19 protein-coding genes and 4 pseudogenes are annotated in these 20,287 nt (G+C 61.1%); 9 read left to right on the top strand and 14 right to left on the bottom strand.

Going from position 1 to position 20,287, the window contains the following annotated elements; translation table 11 throughout:
• Nucleotides 1–155 precede the first annotated feature (155 nt).
• Nucleotides 156–1,142, top strand: a complete 987-nt coding sequence (locus tag PYR71_RS08120; protein WP_275618928.1) for an MDR/zinc-dependent alcohol dehydrogenase-like family protein — start codon at nucleotides 156–158, stop codon at nucleotides 1,140–1,142.
• Entirely contained in the window at nucleotides 1,142–2,185 is a 1,044-nt protein-coding gene (locus PYR71_RS08115) for a Gfo/Idh/MocA family protein (protein WP_275618927.1), read from the top strand. The genes PYR71_RS08120 and PYR71_RS08115 overlap by 1 nt, the downstream gene beginning before the upstream one ends.
• Here PYR71_RS08115 and PYR71_RS08110 read toward each other — a convergent pair.
• Together PYR71_RS08110 and PYR71_RS08105 are read right to left on the bottom strand one after the other, a co-directional pair.
• The gene (locus PYR71_RS08110) at nucleotides 2,172–2,471 is read right to left on the bottom strand and encodes a hypothetical protein (RefSeq protein WP_275618926.1); all 300 of its coding nucleotides are present in this window, start codon (nucleotides 2,469–2,471) and stop codon (nucleotides 2,172–2,174) included. The genes PYR71_RS08115 and PYR71_RS08110 overlap by 14 nt on opposite strands.
• Nucleotides 2,472–2,532: 61 nt before the next feature.
• Nucleotides 2,533–2,754 (bottom strand): hypothetical protein, encoded by a 222-nt coding sequence (locus PYR71_RS08105; RefSeq protein WP_275618925.1) that lies wholly within the window; start codon nucleotides 2,752–2,754, stop codon nucleotides 2,533–2,535.
• Between the two features lie 201 nt (nucleotides 2,755–2,955).
• On the opposite strand from PYR71_RS08105, the gene PYR71_RS08100 reads away from it, so the two are divergent.
• From PYR71_RS08100 to PYR71_RS08090, 3 genes and pseudogenes are all read left to right on the top strand, one after another.
• Nucleotides 2,956–3,762 carry a nucleotidyltransferase family protein gene (locus tag PYR71_RS08100; RefSeq protein ID WP_275618924.1) on the top strand — a complete coding sequence of 269 codons (807 nt, stop codon included), beginning with the start codon at nucleotides 2,956–2,958 and terminating at the stop codon, nucleotides 3,760–3,762.
• A gap of 10 nt (nucleotides 3,763–3,772) precedes the next feature.
• Nucleotides 3,773–4,495 (top strand): metallophosphoesterase family protein, encoded by a 723-nt coding sequence (locus tag PYR71_RS08095; protein ID WP_275618923.1) that lies wholly within the window; start codon nucleotides 3,773–3,775, stop codon nucleotides 4,493–4,495.
• Nucleotides 4,496–4,675: 180 nt separating this feature from the next.
• Nucleotides 4,676–4,879 (top strand): annotated as a pseudogene (locus tag PYR71_RS08090) (SDR family NAD(P)-dependent oxidoreductase); the annotation flags it as partial.
• 49 nt (nucleotides 4,880–4,928) lie between these two features.
• Here the strand turns inward: PYR71_RS08090 and PYR71_RS08085 are convergent.
• The 5 genes and pseudogenes from PYR71_RS08085 to PYR71_RS08065 form a co-directional block, all read right to left on the bottom strand.
• Entirely contained in the window at nucleotides 4,929–5,192 is a 264-nt protein-coding gene (locus PYR71_RS08085; RefSeq protein ID WP_183916907.1) for a hypothetical protein, read from the bottom strand.
• Nucleotides 5,193–5,228: 36 nt separating this feature from the next.
• Nucleotides 5,229–5,473: pseudogene (locus tag PYR71_RS08080) on the bottom strand (hypothetical protein).
• A 73-nt stretch (nucleotides 5,474–5,546) separates the two neighbouring features.
• Entirely contained in the window at nucleotides 5,547–7,004 is a 1,458-nt protein-coding gene (locus PYR71_RS08075) for an APC family permease (RefSeq protein ID WP_275618922.1), read from the bottom strand.
• The gene (locus PYR71_RS08070) at nucleotides 7,001–7,444 is read right to left on the bottom strand and encodes an amino acid permease (protein ID WP_275618921.1); all 444 of its coding nucleotides are present in this window, start codon (nucleotides 7,442–7,444) and stop codon (nucleotides 7,001–7,003) included. Before PYR71_RS08070 ends, PYR71_RS08075 begins: the two co-directional genes overlap by 4 nt.
• A gap of 10 nt (nucleotides 7,445–7,454) precedes the next feature.
• Complete coding sequence (locus tag PYR71_RS08065) at nucleotides 7,455–7,754, bottom strand: hypothetical protein (RefSeq protein WP_275618920.1); 300 nt, start codon at nucleotides 7,752–7,754, stop codon at nucleotides 7,455–7,457.
• Between PYR71_RS08065 and PYR71_RS08060 the strand changes: the two genes are divergently transcribed.
• From PYR71_RS08060 to PYR71_RS08045, 4 genes and pseudogenes are all read left to right on the top strand, one after another.
• Entirely contained in the window at nucleotides 7,740–9,695 is a 1,956-nt protein-coding gene (locus PYR71_RS08060) for a protein-L-isoaspartate(D-aspartate) O-methyltransferase (protein WP_275618919.1), read from the top strand. The two genes, PYR71_RS08065 and PYR71_RS08060, sit on opposite strands and share 15 nt — an antisense overlap.
• Nucleotides 9,696–9,798: 103 nt before the next feature.
• Entirely contained in the window at nucleotides 9,799–10,326 is a 528-nt protein-coding gene (locus PYR71_RS08055; RefSeq protein WP_275618918.1) for a DUF4142 domain-containing protein, read from the top strand.
• Between the two features lie 59 nt (nucleotides 10,327–10,385).
• Nucleotides 10,386–10,647, top strand: a pseudogene (locus PYR71_RS08050) (hypothetical protein).
• 102 nt (nucleotides 10,648–10,749) lie between these two features.
• Nucleotides 10,750–12,533, top strand: a pseudogene (locus tag PYR71_RS08045) (thiamine pyrophosphate-requiring protein).
• Nucleotides 12,534–12,567: 34 nt separating this feature from the next.
• Here PYR71_RS08045 and PYR71_RS08040 read toward each other — a convergent pair.
• The 7 genes from PYR71_RS08040 to PYR71_RS08010 all read right to left on the bottom strand — a co-directional run bounded on the left by PYR71_RS08040 (nucleotide 12,568) and on the right by PYR71_RS08010 (nucleotide 20,098).
• Entirely contained in the window at nucleotides 12,568–13,332 is a 765-nt protein-coding gene (locus tag PYR71_RS08040) for a FadR/GntR family transcriptional regulator (protein WP_183916921.1), read from the bottom strand.
• A 24-nt stretch (nucleotides 13,333–13,356) separates the two neighbouring features.
• Nucleotides 13,357–14,421, bottom strand: coding sequence for a four-carbon acid sugar kinase family protein (locus PYR71_RS08035; RefSeq protein WP_275618917.1), 1,065 nt, complete (start codon nucleotides 14,419–14,421; stop codon nucleotides 13,357–13,359).
• Nucleotides 14,418–15,410, bottom strand: a complete 993-nt coding sequence (locus tag PYR71_RS08030; RefSeq protein ID WP_275618916.1) for an ABC transporter ATP-binding protein — start codon at nucleotides 15,408–15,410, stop codon at nucleotides 14,418–14,420. Before PYR71_RS08030 ends, PYR71_RS08035 begins: the two co-directional genes overlap by 4 nt.
• Entirely contained in the window at nucleotides 15,410–16,417 is a 1,008-nt protein-coding gene (locus tag PYR71_RS08025; protein WP_275618915.1) for an ABC transporter ATP-binding protein, read from the bottom strand. Before PYR71_RS08025 ends, PYR71_RS08030 begins: the two co-directional genes overlap by 1 nt.
• Complete coding sequence (locus PYR71_RS08020) at nucleotides 16,414–17,373, bottom strand: ABC transporter permease (protein WP_275618914.1); 960 nt, start codon at nucleotides 17,371–17,373, stop codon at nucleotides 16,414–16,416. Before PYR71_RS08020 ends, PYR71_RS08025 begins: the two co-directional genes overlap by 4 nt.
• Before the next feature lie 2 nt (nucleotides 17,374–17,375).
• A complete protein-coding gene (locus PYR71_RS08015; RefSeq protein ID WP_275618913.1) occupies nucleotides 17,376–18,332 on the bottom strand; it encodes an ABC transporter permease in 957 nt (318 codons plus the stop codon).
• A 128-nt stretch (nucleotides 18,333–18,460) separates the two neighbouring features.
• Complete coding sequence (locus PYR71_RS08010; protein WP_275618912.1) at nucleotides 18,461–20,098, bottom strand: ABC transporter substrate-binding protein; 1,638 nt, start codon at nucleotides 20,096–20,098, stop codon at nucleotides 18,461–18,463.
• Between the last annotated feature and the right edge of the window lie 189 nt (nucleotides 20,099–20,287).

The raw sequence follows: 20,287 nt of genomic DNA, 5'->3' as shown, positions 1-20,287 counted from the left end.
TGCTTCGGAGACAGCGGCCGAACCGAGCGTAGGTGGAAAAGTTCCTTCTTCAATGACATCTTTATTGACTTCATCATCTATGACTTCTTTGACATCTAGCGGGAACTCTTCACAGGACCCACGGTTCTAGGGATGCCTTACCTGGAGGATATTCCATGGACACTGCGGCGAGCCGAAAGGCCGAACTCATGCGGGCTGCGATCGTCACCGGCCCCGGACAGATCTCACTGGAGACCCGCCCCTTACCGGAACCCGGTCCGGGCCAGGTCAGAGTAAGACTGGAAGGCTGCGGCGTCTGCGCTTCGAACCTCACGCCCTGGGCGGGACCGGAATGGATGACTTTTCCGACCGAGGCCGGCGGATTGGGCCATGAGGGCTGGGGCGTCATTGATGACGTCGGTAGCGGCGTCACAGCCCTTCAAAAGGGCGACCGGGTCGCGGCTCTGTCCTACCACGCCTACGCCACACACGACCTCGCGGATGCCGCCATGGTTGCCGTGCTGCCAAGAGAATTGGATGGTCAGCCGTTTCCAGGCGAGCCGCTTGGATGCGCCATGAACATCCTCGGTCGCAGCGGTATCGAAAGCGGCAAGACCGTCGCCATCATCGGCATTGGTTTTATTGGCGCCCTCCTGACCCGGCTCGCCGCGGCAGCGGGAGCAAAGGTGATCGCCATCTCTCGGCGGTCCTATTCGCTCGAGGTCGCAAGGAGAATGGGCGCTGCCGAGGTCATCCCCATGGAGGATCACTGGCGCATCATCGAGGACGTCAGGACGTTGACGGACGGAAATTTGTGCGACTGCGTCATCGAAGCCGTAGGCAAACAATGGCCGCTCGACCTGGCGGGCGAGCTTGCCAAGGAGCGGGGGCGGCTTGTGATCGCCGGCTATCACCAAGATGGACCTCGTCAGGTGAACATGCAGCTCTGGAACTGGCGCGGGTTGGATGTCATCAATGCTCATGAGCGTGATCCCGCCATCTATATGAAGGGCATTCGCGAGGCGATAGAAGCGGTGCGCGAGGGCCGGATCGACCCCCAGCCGCTCTATACGCACATTTATCCCCTGGAACGGCTGGACGAAGCGCTGAACACCACGCGCGATCGCCCCGACGGTTTCCTGAAAGCCCTGGTGCAATATTGATGAATGAGCTGGTTTCGGCGCAGACGGCGACCGCCCTCAAACAGGTGAAGCTCGGCTTTCTCGGCGTCGGATGGATCGGCCGACACCGGATGAAAGCGATGCTCGACAGCGGCTTCGCCGAGGCCGTCGCCATCGCCGACCCGTCGACGGACATGTTGCGGCAGGCCAGGACACTCGCTCCCGATGCGATGATTGCGACCGATCTGGAGGAACTGCTCGATCAGCAGCTCGACGGCGTCGTAATTGCGACGCCGAGCGCCAGTCATACCGAGCAGGCCATCCGCGCGCTCGAGGCCGGTATTGCCGTCTTTTGCCAGAAGCCGCTCGGCCGAACGGCGTCGGAAGTGAAAGCCGTCGTGGATGCCTCCAAGACAGCGAACAGATTGCTTGGGGTCGACCTTTCCTACCGCCATACGGAGGGCATGCGGCAGATCCGTGAACTCATCCGCTCCGGTGCTCTTGGAAAGGTATTCGCGGCGGACCTGACTTTCCATAACGCCTATGGCCCCGACAAAGCTTGGTTCTACGACAAGACACTGTCCGGCGGCGGCTGCCTTATCGATCTAGGGGTTCATCTCATCGACCTCGCCTTATGGTGCCTCGATTTCCCATCCGTCGCCACGGTTACGAGCGAGTTGCGAGCCGGCGGAAAAAGGCTTGAGGAAAGCGGCTCCGTCGAGGACTTTACCGCGGCGACGCTCACGCTCTCCGACGATCGAGTGGTGCGTCTGACTTCGTCCTGGCGGCTTCAGGCCGGCTGCGACGCCGTGATCGGCGCCGATTTCTTCGGAACCGAAGGAGGCGCCTCATTCAGGAATGTCGACGGATCGTTCTATGGCTTCACCGCCGCAAGGCTATCAGGCACGTCGCGCGAAATCCTGGCGGAACCGCCGGAGGAATGGGGCGGACGAGCCGCCGTGGATTGGACGAGCAGACTTGCTCGAGGACAGCGCTACGACCCTGCCGCTGAAGAGTTCGTCGCGGTTGCTTCGGTGATCGATCGCATCTACCAAGCGGGCGGTTGCGATCTCAGGACCCCTTGAAGAGGCCGTAGAAGACAATCGTGGCATAGAGGATGAATGCCACGACGCCGACCGCGCCGACCAGGATGAGGGCAATTCTGCCAGCATTGAGCCTGGTGCGTTTGCCCGCCGAAGAGGATGATGGTCGCTGAACAGGATCTTTATCCCTCTCGCTCATCGTGCCTGCTCCGTCGCCGGCACGGGTGATTTCCCATTGGGTTCGCCCGTATGTGTCGTCAGCGTGAAAGCCAGAGCGGCCAGACAAGCGACAAGAAAAATGCTGATGACGAATATCATCATTCGCCATGACGGCTTTGCATCATCGTAGCCCGGGCCCGAGGGGGAAGGGCCGACTTTTCTCACCTCGGTCAAGGCGCGCCCCTTTGTGGAAGATCGATCTGCTCATCGAGCTCGTCCTTGAGATCGTCGAGCCGATCGCGCAGCAGCGAAGCGTTCGTGCGTTTGATGTCCTCATCCGTCAGCTCGACCATGCGGCCGCTGTCGTCGGGAATACCCGGGCCGCTTCCGGAGACGGTTTCGTTTCTCGGCCTGTCGTTCGCGCCCGTCGATATCTTCGCTCGTCTGTCCATGACATCCTCCAATCAGCACCTGGGGCGTTTCCGCAGACGCGACATGCGTCCAAGGGTCAAACAACGCGGAGATGGTGAAGTTCCTGACAGATCCGGTCCGCGCGCCGAACAGCTCCCACCTCGGGGCCACCGCCTTCAGCGACCATTTGGAACATTGAACGACTCCATGTGTTGCTTTGCGTAGCAACGCAGGAATCGACGATGACCGCGCGAACAGCCGGACAAGGCAGACACAATGATGTGCTGATCAAAGCGAAGGCAGTTCCGCAACTCATCGATCCGGCCGCCGAGCCGTTCGTTACCGAAGTCATTCGGGAGCTCGTCAAATCCCGCATCCCTTTCCTCGTCGCCGGTACCTATGCCGTCTGCGCCTATACCGGCATCTCGCGCCAGACGAAGGATTTCGACATATTCTGCAAGGCCGGCGACTATGCTCGCATCCTCGGTCACTTCAAATCGAAGGGTTACACGGTCGAAGTCGAGGACGAGCGCTGGCTTGGAAAAGTGCTGAAGGGTAATCACTTCTTTGATGTGATCTTTGCTTCCTCGAACGGAACCATGCCGGTCGGCGACGACTGGTTCGACGATGCACGCAGGGTTGAAATGTGCGGTCACACGGTCAGAATCGTCGGCCCTACGGAACTCGTCTGGTCGAAATGTTTCGTCCAGCTGAGACACCGCTATGATGGCGCCGATGTCGCGCATGTCATCTTGAAGGCCCATGATGCCATCGACTGGCGCAAACTGCTCGCTTATCTCGAAGTGCATTGGGAGGTGCTTCTCATCCATGTCCTCAACTTCAGGTGGATTTACCCGACCGAGCGGGACAAGATTCCCCGGTGGCTGCTGGAGGAGCTTTTGGACCGCCTCAAGGCGCAGCAGGAACTGCCCCTTCCGCAAATGAAAATATGCCGAGGCCGGATGTATTCCCGCATCGATTTCGAGATCGACGTCAAGGAATGGGGCTTTGCCGACGTCGGCGGCGAAGGCGAACTGCGACGCGATTAGGAGAAACGCCATGGATGATAAGCCAAAGAGCGTGACGGTTGCGGCGGTGGCCGACCTCCATGTGACGGAGGATGGGGCAAAATCCTATAAGGAACTGTTTGCCGAGATTTCCTCGGTCGCCGATGTCCTGGTCATTGCCGGTGATCTGACCGATCTCGGCAAGCCTAAGGAGGCCGAATTGCTCGCTAGTGATCTGCGCCATTGCACCATCCCGACCGTCGCCGTGCTCGGCAATCATGATCACGAAAGCGGCCAGGTCGATGACGTCTGCAAAATTCTGACTGACGCCGGCGTCAAATTGCTGAACGGCCATGCAGCCGAGATCTCCGGTGTCGGTTTCGTTGGTGTCAAGGGTTTTGCCGGCGGCTTCGGGCGCCATATGCTGGGTTCGTTCGGCGAAGCCGCCATCAAGGCGATGGTCGCCGAAAGCGTCAAGGAATCGATGCGCCTCGAAAACGCTATGCGGCAGGTGCGGTCCAATCGCTCCCTCGTCGTATTGCACTACGCCCCGATCGCCGAGACCGTGGCAGGCGAGCCGTTGGAAATCTATCCGTTCCTCGGCTCCTCGCGGCTTGCGGAAACCATCGACCGGTTTCGGGTCAACGCCGTCGTCCACGGCCATGCCCATCGCGGATCCTATGAGGGCCGCACACCGGGCGGCGCCCCAGTTTATAATGTCGCGGCCCATGTCGAAAAGCCGACCGGCAAGCCCTACGCGTTGCTCGAGCTTTGACGTTCCGCCGACGCCAATGTTTGCGGTTCAGCGAAGCGCCACGGCAGATTTGCCGTTGCTGGCGCCCTCAGGGCGAACTCGTACGGCGAGCCTCCCGCACCGCGGCGCTCCGATCGGAAGCTCCGAACAACGGGAACATTTCGCAGAAGCTGAGGTTGGAGCGCCGTCGACGATCGCAAGCTAGATACTGCGACCGGCCAGTCAAAAAAGGATGTTGCGGGCGAAGTCGCGCGCATCGGCTGTGACGCGATGATGGATGGCGAAGGTGATGTCGTCAGCGGCTGGAAGAACAAGCTCCAGGCCGCCGTTGCCAACGTCACCGCCGCAAGTGTGCTCGCGCACCAGCATTCGAAGATGGTGGACCCGGGCTCTGGCCGTAAATGACACCGGCCCTCAGCACGAACGCGGCGATGGGGATCGCCGCGTGAGGCATTCAGTTACGCTCGACGAATTTATTGAAGCGGCTTGTCTTCCCGTCCTTGGTCTTGTCCTGGTAGAGAAAGGCAAGCTTGTTTTCGTCGAAGATCTTGAAGAACTCGTCCCAGTCGATTTCGTCGAATTCTTCTTCCTTCTCTCCAAAATCGATGCGCAGGACGCCGCCTTTGCCGCGGGTGCGGATCGCCGCCGGCCTGCCTTTCCTGTCTTCTGCCCATTTGCGGATCTTCTTGTGGTCCGTCGTCGTTTCAGAGCTGCTCATCTCTACCTCCGTCTATTCTTTGCATTGCGCAAACAGTCACAGCAGCGGCTGCCTTTGCTTCCAGTCGCGATATGGCGCGAGCAGTCGGCCAGGATAACGACGCTCAATTTCGCTTTCTGTCAAGCGATGCGGGACAGGACCTCCGCCGCCGCGTCGTGCTCGGCTCTGTCGCTCGCTTTTTCCAGCTCATTCATGCTTTCGAACAGCTCGTCGTCCGTCATTGCTTCCAGGCGGTTGGCGAGATCTTCGACCGGTTCGCTCAATAAGGGATTGGTGGACATTGGCGCCTCTTGCTGATGCCTGTCCAACTTCGCTCTCCACACTAAGTTCCGCAGAGAGCATGAACGAAAGGTGTTATCCCGCCGGCTGCTCCTCCCGATAGAGCCGCCAGGGAACCGTGGCCACCGTTAGCCGCGGACCTCCGAGCTTGACGAGCTTTGTCCGCAGCCGCCCTGCCCTGTTCATGTGCAGAAGCTTCTGCCACCATCTGTCTTTGACGGTTTCGGGAATGAGAACCGCGACACGCTTCTCCGGACTGTCCGCATCCAGCTTTTCGATCAGCCGCAGCAGCGGTTCGTGCAATTGCCGATAAGGAGCAGGGATGAGCATGAGCCGCGGCGGCCTCAATCCCAATGCGGCGATCGGCTCTTCGACCTCGACACGCCATTCCTCGCGGAGCGCCTTTTCGCCCTCCTCCCGATCAGGTCCGCCAAGACGAATGAAGTGAACCGCTACGACATCGGGCGAGATGGTCAGGGCAAATTTGATGGCGCGTTCGCTCAGTCTGTTCCATGCTTCGGTTATGACGAGAACCGTCGGCGGCTCGATATCTTCGAGGGTGATCGGGCCGGGCTTGCGCAGTTCGCGTTGAAGCGAAATATAGTAGCTCTTGATCATCTTCAAAACGGCTATGGCTACGGGAACAGCAACCAAAGTGATCCATGCACCCTCAGCAAATTTCGCGATCAGAATGATGACAAGCGCTGCCCCCGTCGAAGCCGCGCCAACCGCGTTCATCGTGAGCTTTGCCCCAAAGCGCCTGGACCGGCGGCGCCAATGCTGGGTCATCCCGGCCTGAGAAATCGTGAACGTCAAAAAGGCCCCGATCGCGAAGAGGGGTATCAAATTGTCGGTAATCCCCCCGAAGGTGATGAGAAGCAGCGCGGCGGAGCCGGAGAGAAAGAGGATGCCGACGGTAAACACCAGCCGGCGCCCCGGCTGAGCAAAGGCCTTTGGGAGATAACCATCGGCGGCGACCATCTGGCAGAGCCTGGGAAAACCGACAAAACTGGTATTGGCCGAAAGGCAAAGAACGCTCAGAAGGCTTGCCATGGCGATATAATAGAAGGCGCCATGACCGGCGATGACGGCAAGCAGCTGCGATAGCACGCTCTGGTAGCCTTCCTTCGTCTGATCCATTGCACCGATCTCATAGGCGCTGGCGATGGTCGCCACACCGCCGAGCAGCAAGCCGAGAACGACGACAATAATCGTAAGAGTGAGATAGGCGTTGCGCATGATCGGCTGCCTGAACGAGCCCATTCCGTTGGAAACAGCCTCAACGCCGGTCATGGCCGTGCAGCCGCTGGCAAATGCATGCATAAGGAGCCATAGAGTTGCGCCTTGTGCCGCCGGGTGAAGCGGCGGCGGCGCGATGGCGGGTGCTGGCTTGTCCCCCAGGCCGAGTCCGACCAGCCCATAAGCGATAGCGCCCAGAAAGCAGATGATGAAGAGATACGCCGGCAGCGCGAACAGCCAGCCGGCCTCCCCCGTTCCGCGTAAGTTGGCCAGCATGACGACGAAGACGATCACGAGGCAGAGCGGCAGGATATAGGGTGAAAACTCGGTATCGCCGAGACGAGCGCCCCTACCCCTGCCGAATCGCCAACCGCAACATTCAGCACGTAATCGATCATCAACGCTGCGGCGGCAAGCAAGCTCGGATATTCTCCGAGATTTTCTTTCGCCACCACATAGGCGCCGCCATTCGTCGGATAGGCCGCGAGAGTCTGCCTGTAGGAGAAATAGAGGATTGCCAGCAGAGCGACGATGCAACCGATTACCGGGCCGATATAGACCAGGCCGAACGCGCCAAGTGGAATGAGAACGGTGAGCGTTGCTTCCGGGCCGTAGGAGGACGATCCCAGGCCATCCAGTCCCATCGCCGGCACGGCTTCGATCCAACCGATCTTCTTGTCTTCGTACTCGCGATTGGCAAGACGCCGACCGAATACGAGGGTGCTGAGGTTCAATTTCCATTCCTTATTCAGGCTGGGCGATAACCAACAACCGGAGACCGCCCCGGTTCCCGAGGCAAAGCGATGGAAACCAGAGGCCCTGTCGCCGATCCTCCGCAGCGCGCAAATCAGTGCCGTGCGGGCTGGCGGGCGCGGCGATCCGGCTGCCCGCGGAGACCATGGCGACAAACGAGCCCAAGCCATAGCCAGCCAGCCCACCGGCCGACTGCTTCGGAACAACCACCTGCTTTCCGCTGTTTTCTTCGAGAGTGGAGGTGATCCGATGGATATGACCCGCAAACGAGACCACATGGTGGAACATCATGTCATTCGCCGCGGCATCCACGATCGAAGCGTCACCAGGGCGATGCGCATGGTGCCCCGGGAAAAATTCGTCGATCCGAGCTTCGAGGAGTTCGCCTATGAGGATGCGCCTTTGTCGATCGGCGAGGGTCAGACGATCTCACAGCCTTTCATCGTCGCGCTGATGATCGAAAAGGCCGCTCTGGATACAGAAGACCGGGTTCTCGAGGTCGGAACCGGTTCCGGATACGCCTCTGCGCTCATCAGCCGGATTGCGCGACACGTCTATTCCATCGAACGCCATGAAAGGCTGGCGCTTCAGGCCAGAGAGAGGTTTGAAAAGCTGGGGTACCGCAACATCGACGTCAGGGTGGGCGACGGCAGCAAGGGCTGGGCCAAAGCCGCTCCTTTCGACGCAATTATCGTTTCCGCTGGTGCACCAGAGGTGCCGGCTGCTCTGAAGGAGCAGCTGGATCTCGGTGGGCGGCTCGTCATCCCGGTCGGCCGCAGCGACGAACAGCGCCTGAAGCGCATCACGCGCACGGGGGCGGCCAGCTTCGAGGAGGAAGATTTGGGCGGCGTGCTCTTCGTCCCGCTGATTGGCGAGGATGCCTGGACCGCGGCACATCCGATGTACACAGCGACAGCTCGCTCATGGCCCAAGGAAGAGATCCCCTGCAAGATGATCTCGGCAGCGGCGGAAGAGTTTTCATCGATCGAGGACAAGAGCTTTGCCACCCTCGTCGATCGATTTGCTGACAGCCGCATTGTTCTGCTTGGGGAATCCAGCCACGGCACAGCCGAATTTTATGAGACGCGGGCTGCCATCAGCCGACATCTGATAGCACATCACGGATTTAATCTGATTGCCGTCGAAGCGGATTGGCCGGACGCAGCCGCTATTGACCGCTGGATCAATGGCCAGAGGCTGAAAGATGGCCAGCCATTCAGCCGTTTTCCCAGGTGGATGTGGCGGAACCTGGAGTTTTCGCGGTTCATCCGCTGGATTAAGGAAGAAAACGAACGGCGCAAGGCATTACACGGGGATCCGGTGCGGTTCTATGGCCTCGATCTCTACAACATGTCGGGATCGATCCGCTCCGTCCTTGACTATCTCGAAAATGTCAGTCCGGAAACCGCCAAGACTGCCAGAGAGCGCTACGGCTGCCTCAGCCCTTGGCAGAGCGATCCCGCCACCTATGGCCGGGCCGTGCTGACCGAAGCCTACAGATCATGCGAGGATGCGGTGCTAAAGCAATGCACTGAACTTCTGGCCCGATCGCTAAATGATGCGGCCTCAGAGAACGATGATTTCCTGAACGCCGTCCAGTCTGCAAGATTGCTCGCCGCCGCCGAACGCTATTATCGCGTCATGTATTACGGCGGTGCCGAAGCCTGGAACCTGCGCGACACTTATATGGCCGACACGGTCGAGCATCTTCTCGACTTTCATGGAGCAGCGGCAAAGATCATCATCTGGGCTCACAACTCACACATCGGCGATGCCCGCTACACAGACATGGCAGCGGCCCGCGACGAACTCAGCCTCGGTCAGCTGTGCCGGCAGCGCTTCGCAGAGACGACAAGCCTCGTCGGACTGGGAACGCATTGCGGCGAAGTGCTCGCTGCCGACGATTGGGATGGGCCGGTGGAGAGGAAGCAACTCAACCCGTCGCTTCCGCAGAGTTACGAGCGCTTATGTCATGACGCCGCGAAACCGCAATTTCTCCTCGACCTCAAGGCCGATGAGGAACTGCACGCAAGCTTGGTCGAACAGCGGCTTCAGCGCTTCGTGGGGGTGATCTACAGGCCGGATTCCGAACGGCTGAGCCACTACATGTCGACATCACTGTCGCGACAATACGACGCTTTCATCTGGTTCGATGAAACGCACGCGCTATCACCGCTTGTCGCTGCACAGTCCGGTAGGGGCGACCAGGAAACCTTCCCGTTCGGTTTGTAGCCCGGCACCTCTACCGAAGCGCGCGAGACCGCTGTCGTGCGCGATAAGTGGGAACTCTCGGCGCATCCGTAAGTTTAGCGGATGACCAACCCAGGAGATCCATATGAAACGCTTTGTTGTCGCATCGCTCGCCCTTTCGCTTGCCGTTCCCGTTTTCGCGCAGTCGGCGGCTGAAAAAACCGGCGTCAATTCCCTGATGGGCGTGCCGCCAAAAACGGAGGATTTCGTGAAGGAGGCTGCCGCAAGCGACATGTTCGAAATCGCCTCCAGCAAGCTCGCGGTCGAGCGCGGCGACGATGCGACGAAAGCCTTTGCGCAGCAGATGCTGACCGACCACCAGAAAACCAGCGAGGAACTCAAGGCGCTGGTATCGGGCGGCAAGGTCAAAGCGACCCTTCCTAACGCAATGACCTCGGATCAGAAAAGCATGCTCGACAAGCTGAACGGCCTTAAGGGCGACGATTTCAACAAGCAATATCACTCGGATCAGGAATCCGCCCACGAAGACGCGGTCGATCTCTTCAAGCGCTACGGCGACGAAGGCGATAATCCGGAACTCAAGGCATGGGCGGCAAGCACGCGGCCTGCTCTGGAACACCACCTCCAGATGGCCAAAAAACTCAACAAATAGCCACAGACCGAAGGGTTCAGGGCAACACAAGTCGGCCGGGGCACAGAGAGACGGAAGATATGCACGAATATGTCAGCTATCCCGCAGGCGCCGTTCCGGCCGGCTCCCTGGTCGTCAAACTCTATCGATCGGGGAACAAGATCAGAGGCTATGTCCGCAAGGTCGCGGATATTTACCAGGACGATACGCTCTTTCCCGCGAGGAAATGGAACTGAGGCAGCGCTCAAGCTTGCGGAAACCCATCGTGGCAATGCTCCCATCTTCGTCGATCTTGTCGAAGACGTTGCGTGGGATCCGTCCTGGGGGCGCCTCAGGCACTAGGAGAACCGACAGGCGGAGCCATCGTTAGCCGGTGATCTGATCTCGCAGTGCCCTAGTCGGAGCTGCTAGCGCGATGACTATTCCGCAATGAGGATATCTTCCATGGCGAAAACGGTCGGCGATTTCATTGTGGCACGGCTTGGCGAATGGGGCGTGCGGCGTATGTTCGGCTATCCCGGCGACGGCATCAACGGCGTCTTCGGAGCGCTCCACCGCGCGTCTGACAAGATGGAATTCATTCAGGCACGACACGAAGAAATGGCGGCGTTTATGGCCGCCGCCTATGCGAAATTCTCAGGCGAAATCGGTGTCTGCATCGCCACCTCGGGACCGGGCGCAACCCATCTGATCACAGGTCTCTACGACGCCCGCATGGACCATCAGCCGGTTCTGGCCATCGTTGGCCAGCAGGCGCGCCGTGCGCTCGGTGGGCATTATCAGCAGGAGCTCGATCTCGCCGCCCTCTTCAAGGATGTCGCCAGCGATTTCGTGCAGCAGGCCGCAGCCCCCGCCCAAGTGCGTCATCTGATCGATCGAGCCGCCCGCATCGCACTCGCCAACAGGACGGTAACAGCGATCATCCTGCCGAACGATCTGCAGGAAATGCCTTATGAGGAGCCCGCGCGAAAGCACGGCACCGTGCATTCGGCCCCAGGTTACCGGCCGCCGAGGGTCTTTCCGCATAGAGACGATCTTCAGGCTGCGGCCGATATCCTCAACGCCGGAAAGAAGGTGGCGATCCTTGTCGGCGCGGGTGCGCTCAATGCCGCGGACGAGGTCATCGCCGTAGCGGATCGCCTCCAGGCTGGCGCTGCCAAAGCCCTGCTCGGCAAGGCGGCACTGCCGGACGAGCTCCCTTGGGTAACCGGTTCGATCGGACTTCTCGGGACAGAACCCTCATGGAACCTCATGCGGAATTGCGACACCCTGCTGATGATCGGCTCCGGCTTTCCCTATTCCGAATTCCTGCCGGAGGACGGTCAGGCGCGCGGCGTGCAGATCGACATCAATCCCGACATGCTGTCGCTGCGTTATCCCATGGAGCTCGGTCTGACGGGCGATGCAGCCGAAACGCTACGGGCGCTCTTGCCTCTGCTGCGCGAAATCCCGATCGCAGCTGGCGGGAAACCGTCGAGAAGGACGTCACCGCCTGGTGGAAGACCCTGGACGAGCGTGCGCATGTCGAGGCAAATCCGGTCAATCCGCAACGCGTCGTCAGCGAGCTCTCGCTGCGGTTGCCGGATAACGTGGTCGTCACCAGCGACTCCGGCTCCTGCGCGAACTGGTACGCGCGCGACCTAAAGATGCGCCGCGGAATGAAAGGGTCTTTGTCCGGCGGACTGGCCTCGATGGGCGCTGCCGTCCCCTATGCGATCGCCGCGAAATTCGCCCATTCCGAGCGACCCGTTGTTGGTCTGGTGGGCGACGGCGCTATGCAGATGAACAACCTCGCAGAGATGATCACTGTTGCCAAATACTGGAAGACATGGACCATTCCGACCTTCGTCGTTTGCGTCTTCAACAATCAGGATCTGAACCAGGTAACCTGGGAACAGCGGGTGATGGAAGGCGATCCGAAATTCGATGCGTCACAATCCATTCCGGATCTGCGCTATCACAAATTCGCCGAGCTTATCGGGCTCCGCGGCATCTTCGTCGACCGGCCAAATCAACTCGGCGCCGCCTGGGAAGAAGCCCTGGCCGCCGACTGCCCCGTCATTCTCGAAGTGAAGACCGATCCCGAAGTGCCGCCGCTGCCGCCGCATATCACCTTCGAGCAGATGCGGAACATCACCTCAGCCCTGATGACCGGAGATTCACATGAAGCCGGCGTGATCGCCGGCACCTTCCGCCAGCTCTTTGCCGGAATCTTGTCGCGGCGATAGGCCTCGACCATTCGCGAGCCGACGTCTCACGGTCTCAGAAGGACAAATCGAGCGCCCTGCCCTCGAACAGACGGTCTCGGGATCCTTCGAGATGCGCCTTCATCAGCCTTTGCGCATCATCCGCGCGGCCATCGGCAATCGCCTTGTAGATGGCGTTATGCTCTTCATAGACCTGCTCCAGCCCCTGACGCGGGCCGAGCAGGGAAAGGCCGTGCAGATGCATGCCGACGGCGATATGGGCTTTGAGCGCATCGATCGAGGCTGTGTAATAATGATTGTTGGCAGCTTCGGTCACTGCGCGATGGAAGATGAAATCGGCATCGGTGCGGTGAAGCTGGTGGCTGGTCGCTTCGCGCAGGTCCGCAAGAGCGCTGGCGATCTTCTGGATCGCCTGCTCATTGCGGCGCTTGGCGGCGAAATAGGCGGCGGCCGGCTCGATGGTCAGGCGGAACTCGTAGCAGCGCTGAATATCGGCAATGGTCTTGACCGGCGAATAGGCAAGCTGTGTCGTCGGCGAACCATGGGCGCTGACGAAGGTGCCGGCGCCTTGGCGGGCATAGACCATGCCCTGGTCGCGCAGACGCGCCAGCGCATCCCGGACGATCGGCCGTGAAACACCGAGCATCGAGGCAAGTTCGTGTTCGCCGGGAAGGCGTGAATCCGGCGGATAGTTTCCGCCGCGGATCCGCTCGAGCAGCTGGTCGAAGACGCGATCGACCAGCTTGACGGCCTTGCCACGTTCGGGCTTGCCCGGCGGGCCGGCTTCCGCGTTCAAAGATTCGCCATTCGCTTCAGTCACGTCATTCTCCCCGACGGTATCTTACTATGCCGCCTGATTCCGAAGTACCAGTCTTAGCAAACTATCAGGCTTGCCGAAGCCCCCCGATTTGACGGCGCACCGGAAAGGCCGGCCGTCGGCTGCCGCGACATCGAACCACGGAATACCGGCCTCGATTTCGCCCTTCGGTGTGAGCACCTTCACGTCAAGCGCACGGAGGATTGCCAGCGCCGTATCGCCGCCGCCGACCATCAGCATATCGGGCCTGGTATCGCCGATCACCCTTTTGACACCTGCGGCAAAGTCATGGGCGACGTGGGCCGCATCGGCCGTCATATCGCCGGTGCAGCGCAGCAGCACCGGCAGCGCCAAGCCCTCCCCGCATTCAATCTGCCCCATCGGCGCGTCCACCACCATCCGCAAGGCGCCGGAGGCTTCGAGCCGGTTCATCTGGGCGCCAGTTATCGGATCGCGCGAACCGAAGGCAAACAGCGTGCGTGGGGTTGTCACAAATTCGCTCACCGGCCGCCGCTCGCTCTCGCCCAGCCGGCGGGCGAAGGCCGCACCGAGGCCCCGCGCACCGACGGCGAGCGTCGTCAGCCAGACATGACCCGCGACGATCTGATCGAGATCGGCATCGTCCGCGGCATCGGCAACGATGATACTGTTCACGCGGCTCTCGAACAGATCAGAGATCGGCAGCGGCTTGTTGACGCCGCGGCCGACGACGCAGCCCCGGTAGGTCAGGCGCTCCTGATCGGGAATGGCGGGCGCCACGAGGATATTCTCCAGGCCGAGCGCATCCGCAAGCGCCAGGCTTTCGGCCGCGACATTGCCCTTCAGCCTGGAGTCGATCTTCTTCATGACGACGCCGGGCTTCACGTCGCGAAACATCCCGGCCGCCCACCGCACCCTTTCGGCGGCTTCATGCCCGCTCAGCGCGCGCGAGGCAGTATTGACGACGACGACATCGCAGCCGGTGACAATAGCATCCTGCGCCGCTTCGACATCGACGGCGACCGCGACCGAGAGGCCGGCCGCAACGAAGGGGGTGCCGGTATCGAGCGCCCCCGTCAGATCGTCGGCGATGATCGCGGCCTTCAGCGTCATGCGATCTCACCCGTATTGACGGCGTGGCAGGCGACGAGATGGCCGGGCTTGGCTTCCTTCCAGACAGGAATGACCTTGCTGCAGACATCCATGGCGATCGGGCAGCGGGTGTGGAAACGGCAGGCGGACGGCGGGTTCAGCGGGCTCGGCACGTCTCCCTGCAGGATCTGGCGTTGACGCGTGCGCTCATGCTCCGGATCGGTCTCCGGAACGGCCGACAACAGCGCCTTCGTATAGGGATGCAGCGGGTTGTCGAAGAGTTCCTCGCGGGTGGCAAGTTCGGCAAGCCGACCGAGATACATGACGCCGACGCGGGTGCTGATATGGCGCACCACCGCAAGGTCATGGGCGATGAAGAGGTAGGTCAGCCCGTATTTCTCCTGCAGATCGAGCAGCAGGTTGATGATCTGCGCCTGGATGGACACGTCGAGCGCCGAGATCGCCTCGTCACAGACGATGAATTTCGGCTGGCAGGCGAGCGCCCGGGCAATGACTACGCGCTGGCGCTGGCCGCCGGAAAGCTCATGCGGGTAGCGCTGGGCAAAACGTGTCGGCAGGCCGACATCGGTGAGCAGCGTCGCCACCCTCTCCTTGAGCTCGGCCTTGGTGCACAGCTTGTGAAAGAGGATCGGCTCGCCGATCGCCTCGCCCACCGTCATGCGCGGGTTGAGCGTCGAATAGGGATCCTGGAAGACGATCTGCAGGTCGCGACGGAACGGCCGCATCTGCTTTTCATCAAGCTTGGCGAGGTCCTGGCCCTTGTAGACCACCTTGCCGCTGGTCGCCTTGTAGAGGTTGAGGATGGTGAAGCCGGTCGTCGATTTGCCGCAGCCGGATTCGCCGACGAGGCTCAGCGTTTCGCCTTCCATGATGTCGAGATCGACATTGTCGAGCGCATAGACGGTTGCCGTGCGTTCGCCGAAGGCGCCGAGCTTGACGTGGAAATGCTTGACCAGATTTTCGACTTTGAGCAGCGGTTGCGCAGCCATCACGCGGCCTCCTGCATTCTCTGGACGACGAAACAGGCGGCGCGATGATTGCTGCTGCCGCTCAAGGGTTGGAGTCGCGGCACCTGCTCATGACAGATCGCCTCGACGAGCGGACAGCGCGGCGCAAAGGGGCATCCCTTCGGCCGACGACCGGGCTCCGGCGGCGTGCCGCCGATCGAGCTCAGCCGGCTTGCCGGCGGATCTGACAGTTTCGGGATCGAGGAGAGCAAGCCGCGCGTATAGGGATGGCTCGGGCGGGCATAGAGCTCGTCGACCGGGGCGTCCTCGACGACCGTGCCGGCGTAAAGCACGGCGACGCGATCGACGAGGCCGGCGATCAATGCCAGATCGTGGGTGATCCAGACGACGGACATGCCGAGCTTAGCGCGCAGATCCTTCACCAGATCGACGATCTGGGCCTGGATGGTGACGTCGAGCGCCGTCGTCGGCTCATCGGCGATCAGAAGCTTCGGATTGCAGGCAAGGCCGATCGCGATCATCACGCGCTGGCGCATGCCGCCTGATAGTTCGTGCGGAAAGGCCTGCAGCCGCTCTTCGGGGCCGGGAATGCCGACGAGGCGCAGCAGTTCGACGGACCGGGCGCGGGCTTGCGCCTTCTTCATACCGCGGTGATAGATTAGCGGCTCGCAGATCTGATCGCCGACGCGCATGACCGGGTTGAGCGAGGTCATCGGGTCCTGAAAGACGAAGCCGATATCGCCTCCGCGCACCTTGCGCAGCTCGCGATTCGACATCGTCTGCAGATCGCGCCCGGCGAAGGTGGCCGTTCCCTTGGTGACCTTGATCTTGTTCGGCAGGAGCCGCATCAGGCTCAGCATGGTGAGGCTCTTGCCGCAGCCGGATTCGCCGACGACGCCCAGCGTCTCGCCCTTGTCGACATGGAGGTCGATGCCGTCGACGACGACGGCCGGACCATTGCGGCCATCGATCTCGACGGTAAGCCCCCTGACATCGAGCAGGCGTTCTCTGTTTTGCGTGTCCATCATTTGCTGCCCCGCGGATTGAGCGCGTCGTTGAGGCCGTCGCCGAGGAAGCTGAAGGCAACTGAGGCAAGGCCGAGCACGGCCGCCGGAGCGGCGAGAAGATGCGGATAATGCTGCCAGACGCGAAGGCCGTCCGAGATCATGTTGCCCCAGCTCGGCGTTGGCGGATTGACCCCGACGCCGAGGAAGCTGAAGGCGCTTTCCAGCACCATCGCGGTGCCGAGACCGGCGCTGACCGAGACGATCAGCGGCCCGAGTGCATTCGGCACGACATAACGCTTGATGATGACCCAGTTCGACAGGCCGAGCGCCTGGGCGGCGGTGATGTAGGGCCGGCTGCGGATCGATAGCACCTGGGCGCGCACGAGGCGCGCATAGGGCGGCCAGGAGATCAGCGCCATCGAGCCGAAGACGAGGATGAAATCGACCCATATCGTCTGGCGATAAAAGGGATTGAGGGTCTCTAGGTAGCGCGCTTCCATCCAGCGGGTGATCGGCGATTTCAGCGAAGCGTTGATGACAACGACGAGCAGCAGGTTGGGAACCGACATGGTCACGTCGGTCAGCCACATGATGGCGCGGTCGAAGGGATTGCCGAAGAACCCGGCGACGGCACCGAGGGTGAGGCCGATCAGCACCGCAAAGAAGGTGACGATGACGGCAACGAGGAAAGCGGTCCGCGTGCCGAAGACGACGCGGCTGAAGACGTCGCGGCCGAGGTCGTCGGTTCCGAAGAGGTGGCTCATCGACGGCAGTGCGTTGCGGGCGTTGAGATCCTGGCTGAGATAATCATAGGGCGTGAGGTAAGGCCCGAAGATCGCCGTGAAGGCGAGGATCAGGACGACGATGAGGCCGAAGACGGCGAGCTTGTTGCGTTTCAGCCGGTGCCAGGCGTCGCGCCACAGGCTGACCGGCGGCTCCTCGATGGTCTGGGTGGTGGAAAGAGGGATTGCGGACATGGTCAGCGGCTCCTTCTTGAATCATTGGCGCGGGGGTCGAGCAGCGGATAGAGCACGTCAACCAGCAGGTTCGACACCATCACCAGGAACGATCCGATCAGCGTGATGGCAAGAATGACGGGATAATCAGAATTGATCAGCGCCTGCACCGTCAGGCGTCCGAGCCCCGGCAGACCGAAGACCAGTTCGACGAAGATCGCGCCGTTGACGATGGTGATCATGATCAGGCCAAGTTGCGTGACGACAGGTGTCAGCACCGGCCGCAGGATATGGCGTAGCGCCACGATGATCTCCGGCACGCCCTTGGCGCGGGCAGTGCGGACGAAATCCTCCGACAACACCTCGATGACGGCGGCCCGAGTCTGACGCACGATCAAAGCGATCGGCTGGAAGGACAGCACGAGCAGCGGCAGCAGGATGCGGACATCGAAGACGCCGCCCCAGCCATAAGGCACGCTCGTGCCCGGCAAAAGCACGATGAGGCCGACCATCAGCAGCGGACCGGCGACATAGGCGGGGATCGCCCAGAGGAAGAGCGCCGAGCCCAGAATGGCATAGTCGAGGCGCGAATTCTGGTTCAGCGCGGCGATCATGCCGAGCGGGATCGCGACGACAGCCGTCAGGATGATGGCGCAGAGGGCAAGCTGGAACGAGACCGGGGCGGCAGCCGAGACCATCGCCCAGACGGCGCGGCCCGATGTCAGCGAATTGCCGAACTGGCCGTGCAGCAGGTTCCAGATGTAAAGGCCGAACTGTTCGATGAAGGGCCTGTTGAGCCCCGCACTTTCGCGGATGGCCTCGATGCGCTGCGGATTATAGGCGACGTCGCCCGGCGCGCGCAGGAAGATGAGCTTGATCGGATCGCCGGCGCCGTAGAAAGCCATCGCGTAAACGGCCAGCATCACCACCAGAACGGACGGAATCCAGATGGCAAACCGGGTTAGCACGTAGCGCAGCAAGGCCACCTCCCACCTGTTGTCGATGCGGTCCGTCCTAAAGCCAGGCGGATCGCATCTCTTCGTCTTGAAACTTGCGCGAAGGCCTTGCAGCCTTCGCGCGCTTACTGCCGGGCGACTATTGTTCCGGATCAGCCGATGGAAATGTTCCACGGTTCGGCGATCTGCCAGTCGAGGTTCTTCTCCATGCCCTTGACCTCCTTGGTGGCCCAGCGCGACATCGCCTGAGAATACCATGGAATGAAGGCCCAATCTTCGCGGAACGCCTTCTGGGCCTCCTGGGCGAGAGCAACGCGCTGCGGATCGTCCGCAGCCTTGGTCGCCGCTTCGGCAAGGGCGCCGTCGACCTTGTCGTTCTTGTATCCGCCGAGCTTGTTCTGCGCGTTCGACGAAGTCGAGGCGATGCTGCCCGTGAGATAGGAGACGGCGTCCGGGACACGGGTGCCGACGTCGTCGCGGAAGATCTGGACCGAGTTCTGATCCGGACCAGCATAGGCGTCCTGCTGCGGTTTCATGTCGACGGCCGTGATGCCGAGGTTCTGGCGCCACTGCTCCGCGATAAACTGGGCGGCGGCCTGAATGGCCGGCGCCGAAATGCCGACGAACAGGAGCTTCGGCAGGCGCTCGGGCCCGCCGTAGCTCGATTCGGCAAGCAGCTTTTTGGCGGCTGCCGGATCATAGGGAAAGGGCTCGAAGCCGGAATTGTCGGCGCCGGGAACCGAGTTGAGGATCTGGTCGGCCTTCTTGTGCGGCCCATCCGGATAGGACGCCTTGAAAAGGCCGTCGCGGTCGACCGCCATGATCAGCGCCTGGCGCACCTTCGGATCATCCATCGGCGCGCGGGAGATATTGAACCAGAAGTGCTGGCTGGTCGGGATCAGCGGGCCGGCCGAGAATTCCGGGCCGAGATCCTGGATGATCGTCGAGGTGACCAACTCGGTATGGGCGTTGAACTCGCCGGATTGGATCAGCGATGTCGCGGTGACATTGTCCTCGATCGAGGTGATGTCGATGCGGGCAAGCTTCGGCTTCGGCCCAAAGAAGTTCTCATTCGGCTCGAATGTGATCTTGCCGGCATCGATATCGATGCTCGTCAGCTTGAACGGACCGGAGAAGACCGGCTTGTTCTCCGGCTTGTACCAGTCGATAATCTCCTCGCCGTCGCTGCCGCGCGACTGCGACGCCTTGGTGATCGGTGCGATGTGGTTGGCGAGGCGCATGAAGAAGATCGGATCGGCAGCGGTCAGCGTCACCACCACCGTTCCCTCGTCGGGCGTCGCCACGCCGGTCAGCTCGTTGCCCGAGCCGGCGGCGATTTCGGCATAGCCCTTGACCTTGCTCAGCACCTGGTCGGCGCGCTGGCTCTTGGTGTTCGGCATTGAGGCGACTTCCCACGACCCCTTGACGTCGGCAGAGCTGATCTTGCTGCCGTCGGAGAAGACCGCCTTCGGGTCGATCTTGAAGGTCCAGACCGTGTTGTCGGCCGATTCCCAGCTGGTGAAGACGTAGGGCTTGATATTTCCCTGACTGTCGAAATACATGGGCGAAGCCCACCAGATCGAGTTCCAGCGGAACGTTCTGCCGCCGCCGCGCAGCGGCGACCAGTCCTGGTCGAAGGCCGGATGGGCGACCTTCAGGACCTGGCCCTCGTCGGCCAGCACGATGCGGGCATTCATCCCGAATACGGTCAGCCCGATGCCGGCGGCAAGGCCGAGCTTCAGCGCGTTGCGACGCGATAGATTGGTTTCATCCGATTGATCAAAAGACATGGCATTCCTCCCAGGTGAAATCGGCAGCGCTCTCCCTGCGCTGCCAGGCGCAGCACAATCCGTCGCCTATCGTTCTCTCGTTATTGTAAATATGTCAACAAAAAATCACGATTTTCATTCGAACAAAATTTATCTCTGAAAAAATGTAAGTAATTACAGTCAGATAAGCTTTCGATTTCAGGTCAGGCC

It is taken from the genome of Rhizobium mulingense (genome assembly GCF_029194105.1).
Taxonomy (GTDB): Bacteria; Pseudomonadota; Alphaproteobacteria; order Rhizobiales; family Rhizobiaceae; genus Rhizobium; species Rhizobium mulingense.
This window is presented reverse-complemented; position numbering and strand designations above follow the sequence as displayed.

Excerpts from the sequence above, each read along its gene's own strand:
- PYR71_RS08115 (WP_275618927.1), top strand. The coding sequence starts at position 1,142 with ATGAATGAGCTGGTTTCGGCGCAGACGGCGACCGCCCTCAAACAGGTG.
- PYR71_RS08105 (WP_275618925.1), bottom strand. The coding sequence starts at position 2,754 with ATGGACAGACGAGCGAAGATATCGACGGGCGCGAACGACAGGCCGAGA.
- PYR71_RS08095 (WP_275618923.1), top strand. The coding sequence starts at position 3,773 with ATGGATGATAAGCCAAAGAGCGTGACGGTTGCGGCGGTGGCCGACCTC.
- PYR71_RS08060 (WP_275618919.1), top strand. The coding sequence starts at position 7,740 with ATGGTGGAACATCATGTCATTCGCCGCGGCATCCACGATCGAAGCGTC.
- PYR71_RS08085 (WP_183916907.1), bottom strand. The coding sequence starts at position 5,192 with ATGAGCAGCTCTGAAACGACGACGGACCACAAGAAGATCCGCAAATGG.
- PYR71_RS08065 (WP_275618920.1), bottom strand. The coding sequence starts at position 7,754 with ATGATGTTCCACCATGTGGTCTCGTTTGCGGGTCATATCCATCGGATC.
- PYR71_RS08110 (WP_275618926.1), bottom strand. The coding sequence starts at position 2,471 with ATGGCGAATGATGATATTCGTCATCAGCATTTTTCTTGTCGCTTGTCT.
- PYR71_RS08055 (WP_275618918.1), top strand. The coding sequence starts at position 9,799 with ATGAAACGCTTTGTTGTCGCATCGCTCGCCCTTTCGCTTGCCGTTCCC.
- PYR71_RS08020 (WP_275618914.1), bottom strand. The coding sequence starts at position 17,373 with ATGTCCGCAATCCCTCTTTCCACCACCCAGACCATCGAGGAGCCGCCG.
- PYR71_RS08100 (WP_275618924.1), top strand. The coding sequence starts at position 2,956 with ATGACCGCGCGAACAGCCGGACAAGGCAGACACAATGATGTGCTGATC.
- PYR71_RS08010 (WP_275618912.1), bottom strand. The coding sequence starts at position 20,098 with ATGTCTTTTGATCAATCGGATGAAACCAATCTATCGCGTCGCAACGCG.
- PYR71_RS08120 (WP_275618928.1), top strand. The coding sequence starts at position 156 with ATGGACACTGCGGCGAGCCGAAAGGCCGAACTCATGCGGGCTGCGATC.
- PYR71_RS08025 (WP_275618915.1), bottom strand. The coding sequence starts at position 16,417 with ATGATGGACACGCAAAACAGAGAACGCCTGCTCGATGTCAGGGGGCTT.
- PYR71_RS08035 (WP_275618917.1), bottom strand. The coding sequence starts at position 14,421 with ATGACGCTGAAGGCCGCGATCATCGCCGACGATCTGACGGGGGCGCTC.
- PYR71_RS08030 (WP_275618916.1), bottom strand. The coding sequence starts at position 15,410 with ATGGCTGCGCAACCGCTGCTCAAAGTCGAAAATCTGGTCAAGCATTTC.